Source organism: Thauera phenylacetica B4P (assembly GCF_000310225.1).
Taxonomy (GTDB): Bacteria; Pseudomonadota; Gammaproteobacteria; order Burkholderiales; family Rhodocyclaceae; genus Thauera; species Thauera phenylacetica.
On sequence record NZ_AMXF01000298.1, the window covers coordinates 1 to 4243 of the forward strand.

Below are 4243 nucleotides of genomic sequence, written 5' to 3' on the forward strand. Positions count from 1 at the left end.
CGGGTGCGCGGGTGCCACTCCCAGGCGCCGTCGCGCAGCACCGCGCCTGCCGCCGGCTCCATGCCGGCGCCGTGGCCGCGCACGCGCACGCGCTCGAGCACCAGCGCCTCGCCCTCCACCCGCCACGCCTCCTCCCAGCGCACGCGCTCGATCGAGTGCGTCCACGCCAGGGTGAAGGCGTTCGCGGCGACCGCCGCGGTGGCGAGGCTGGTGGCGAGGCAGACCGCCATCAGACGGTGAGCGCCTGCGCGCCGCGCGAGCGCCAGATGTGCCAGCCCATCACCACCGCCGCCAGGCCGAAGCCGAGCTCGTCGGTGACCGGCAGCGCGACCACCAGCATGGACGCGGCGACGAAGGCGAGCATGCGCTCGAGCGGGTTCATCGGCGAGCGGAAGTAGCCGACCACCGCGGTGCCCCACAGCGTGACCGCGAGCAAGGCCTTGAACACCACGTACAAGGTGGCGTCGAAGCCCTTGTCGCCCTGCAGCATGAGCTCGGGCGCATACACCGCCATGTAGGGCACGATGAAGCCGGCGATGGCGATCTGCACCGCGCGCACGCCGATCTTGAGCCCGCTCTCCTTGGCGATCGGCGCCGCGGCGAAGGCGGCGAGCGCGACCGGCGGGGTGAGGTCGGCCATGATCCCGAAATAGAACACGAACATGTGCGAGACGATCAGCGGCACGCCGAGCTCGAGCAGCGCGGGCGCGGCGATCGAGCTGGTGATGATGTAGTTCGGGATGGTCGGGATGCCCATGCCGAGCACCAGGCAGGTCAGCATGGTGAGCAGCAGCGACACGAACAGGCTGTCGTCGCCGATCTGGATGATGTAGCCGGCGAAGGCGGTGGCGCCGCCGGTCAGGGTCAGCGAGCCGATGATCACGCCCACCAGCGCGCAAGCCACGCCCACCGGCAGCGCGTGCAGCGCGCCGTCCACCAGGGCCTTGACCGCCAGGCGCAGGGTGTCGCGGCCGTCGGCGCGCGGCGCCAGCAGCACCGCGAGCACCGCCACCACGGCGACCACCGAGATGATCCCGACCTTGGCGAAGGCCGAGCAGGCCAGCCCGAGCACGATCCAGAACAGCAGGCGCAGCGAGGTGCCGTTGAGATGACGCGCGAGGCTGCTGCCGAACAGCAGCACCACGGTCAGCGCCAGGCCCACCATGCCGGCGAACATCGGCGTGAAGCCGGCGAAGAGCAGGTACACCAGGCCGGCGAGCGGCAGCAGCAGGTACCAGCGTTCGCGGATCGCCACCCAGGGGTCGGGGCACTCCTCCTTGGGCAGGCCCTTCAGCCCGGCGCGGCCGGCCTCGAGGTGCACCATCCAGAACACGGTGAAGAAGTACAGCATCGCCGGGATCGCCGCCGCCTTGGCGATCTCGACGTAGGGTACGTTGATGGTCTCGGCCATGATGAAGGCCACCGCGCCCATCACCGGCGGCATGATCTGGCCACCCATCGAGCTGGTGGCCTCGACCGCGCCGGCGAAGGCCGGCTTGTAGCCGAACTTCTTCATCAGCGGGATGGTGAACTGCCCGGTGGTGACCACGTTGGCCACGCCCGAGCCGTTGATCGTGCCCATCAGGCCGGACGACACCACCGACACCTTGGCCGGGCCGCCCTTGGTGTGGCCGACGGTGCCGAGGGCGAAGTTGGTGAACAGGTCGATCATGCCCGCCTGCTCGAGGAAGGCGCCGAACAGGATGAACAGGAAGATGTAGGACGAGGACACATAGGTCGGCGTGCCGTAGATGCCCTCGGTGCCGAAGGCGAGCTGGCCCACCACCTGGTCGAGGCCGTAGCCGCGGTGGGCGAGGTCGCCCGGCAGGTACTCGCCGAACAGGGCGTAGGCGAGGAAGCCGAGGCAGATCATCGGCAGCGCCAGCCCCATGATGCGGCGCGCGGCCTCGAACACCAGCACCAGCGTGATCACGCCGACCACCATGTCGGCCTGGGTGAGCTCGCCGGCGCGCTGCACCAGGTCGGCCTCGTAGATCCAGTGGTAGCCCGACAGCAGCAGGGCGGCGAAGCCGATGGCCTTGGTCGCCAGGCTGGTGCGCCCCTGCCCGCCCTGCCAGGGATGGAGCAGGAAGGTCAGCAGCAGCAGGAAGCCGACGTGCAGCGCGCGCACGACCGTGCTCGACAGCGGGCTGAAGGCCGAGGTGACGAGCTGGAAGACCGAGAACAGGATCGCGCTGTAGAAGACGACGCGCAGCAGGCCCTTGCCGGCGACGGCGACAGACGAATCGACGGAGGAGCTCATGGGGGTTCCGGAGAGGGAAGCGGGGGCACGGCCCGCCCGGGCGCGGCGAAGCGCACCCGGGCGGCGGGAGCGAGGGCTTACTTGATCAGGCCCTTCTCGCGGTAGAACTTCTCGGCGCCCGGATGGAGCGGGACCGGCAGGCCGTCGATCGCCTTCTCGAGCTGGATCTGGCGACCGGCGGAGTGCGAGTTGCCGAGGCGCTCGAGGTTGTCGTAGATGCCCTTGGTCATCTGGTAGGCGACCTCCTCGGAGACCTTGTCGTTGGTCACCAGCAGGTTGTTGATCGCCACCGTCGGCACCTCGGCGGTCTGGCCCTCGTAGGTGTTGGCCGGAACCGCGGCGGCGCGGTAGGCGGGGTCGCCCACCTTGGCCACGACCTCGGCCGGCACGGGAACGAAGTTCACCTTCACCGCCGCGGACAGGTCGCGCAGCGCGGCCACGCCGAGGCCGGCCGACTGCAGGGTGACGTCGATCTGGCGGTTCTTCATGAGCTCGACCGACTCGCCGAAGGGCAGGTATTCCACCTTGGAGAAGTCGGAATACGACAGCCCCGCGGCCTTCAGGATGGCGCGCGCGTTGATCTCGGTGCCGGAGCGCGGCGCGCCGACCGAGATGCGCTTGCCCTTGAGATCGGCGAGCGTCTTCACGTTGGCGTCGGCCAGCGCCACGATCTGGATGTAGTTGGGGTAGACCGAGGCGATCGCGCGCAGCTTGTCGAGCGGCTTGGTGAAGCCCGCGTCGGCGTTGCCCTTCCAGGCGTCGGACACGGAGTCGGCGAGCGAGAAGCCGATCTCGCCGCGGCCGGCCTGCAGCAGGTTGAGGTTCTCGGCGGAGGCCTTGGTGGCCTGCACCTGGACCTTGCTGTCGGGGATGATCTCGCCATAGATCTGCGACAGGGTGACGCCGAGCGGGTAGTACACCCCGCTGGTGCCGCCGGTCAGCACGTTGACGAAGGTGGCGGCCGAGGCCGCCGTGGTCATGGCGACGAACACGGTACCGAGGACACACTTGCGGATCAGGGACTTCATCGATGACTCCTCCATTGAATAAATATCGATTATCTGCCCATCGATGGACAGCCACACTTTAACAACACCCTCGCCCGCAGCGCACCACCACGGCGCTCCGCGTTTTCCCTGATAGCCGAATGCGTCCGGCCGCCACTTGCGCCCTTCGAATCCCGCGCAGCGGCGGCTGCGCACGGGCGACCCCAGGGGTCTATCCCGGGGATTCCCCCTCTTCCCCGGCGCGCTGCCGATCTGCTACAACCGCCGCTCCCCAACCCTCCCGGCGAGCACGCACGCGTCCAGCCGTCCCAAGCCCATGGAAAGAGTCGATACCGTCGTGATCGGCGCCGGCGTGGTCGGCCTCGCCTGCGCACACAGCCTCGCCCGCGCCGGCCGCGAGGTGGTGGTGATCGAGCGCGAGACCGCCTTCGGCACCGGCATCAGCGCACGCAACAGCGAGGTGATCCACGCCGGGCTGTACTACCCGCCCGGCTCGCTCAAGGCCCGCCTGTGCGTGGAGGGCCGCCAGCGCCTGTACGCCTGGTGCGCGCAGCACGGGGTGAGCCATGCGCGCTGCGGCAAGCTGGTGGTCGCCAGCGCCGCGGCGCAGGCACCGGCGCTGCAGGCAATCGCCGAGCGCGCGCGCGCCAACGGGGTGGACGACCTGCGCAGCATCGACGCCGCCGAGCTCGCCGCGCTGGAGCCGGCGCTCGCCGGCCACGCCGCGCTGCTGTCGCCCTCGACCGGCATCGTCGACAGCCACGGCCTGATGCTGTCCCTGCTCGGCGAGGCCGAGCGCCACGGCGCGATGCTGGCGCTCGGCAGCCCGGTGCTGGAGGGCCGCGCGGAGGCCGACGGCATCGCGCTGCGCATCGGCGGCGAGGCCGCCACCGAGTTGAAGGCGAAGCGGGTGGTCAATGCCGCGGGGCTGGATGCGCCCGCGCTCGGGCGCGCGATCGCGGCCCCCGCGGCC

At 70.2% G+C, this 4243-nt stretch carries 4 protein-coding genes; 1 reads left to right on the top strand and 3 read right to left on the bottom strand.

The features are described from left to right. From C667_RS20760 to C667_RS20770, 3 genes are all read right to left on the bottom strand, one after another. Nucleotides 1–230 (bottom strand): DUF1850 domain-containing protein (locus C667_RS20760; protein WP_004381697.1); only part of this gene is annotated, 230 nt, incomplete at its 3' end. Then, complete coding sequence (locus tag C667_RS20765; protein WP_004381699.1) at nt 230–2263, bottom strand: TRAP transporter permease; 2034 nt, start codon at nt 2261–2263, stop codon at nt 230–232. The genes C667_RS20765 and C667_RS20760, both read right to left, overlap by 1 nt. Before the next feature lie 77 nt (nt 2264–2340). Further along, nucleotides 2341–3291, bottom strand: coding sequence for a TAXI family TRAP transporter solute-binding subunit (locus C667_RS20770; protein WP_004381701.1), 951 nt, complete (start codon nt 3289–3291; stop codon nt 2341–2343). A 295-nt stretch (nt 3292–3586) separates the two neighbouring features. On the opposite strand from C667_RS20770, the gene C667_RS20775 reads away from it, so the two are divergent. Continuing rightward, the coding region (locus C667_RS20775; protein ID WP_039922564.1) for an NAD(P)/FAD-dependent oxidoreductase at nt 3587–4243 on the top strand (657 nt) is incomplete at its 3' end.

Coding starts and splice junctions, on each gene's coding strand:
- C667_RS20770 (WP_004381701.1), bottom strand. CDS start 3,291: ATGAAGTCCCTGATCCGCAAGTGTGTCCTCGGTACCGTGTTCGTCGCC.
- C667_RS20765 (WP_004381699.1), bottom strand. CDS start 2,263: ATGAGCTCCTCCGTCGATTCGTCTGTCGCCGTCGCCGGCAAGGGCCTG.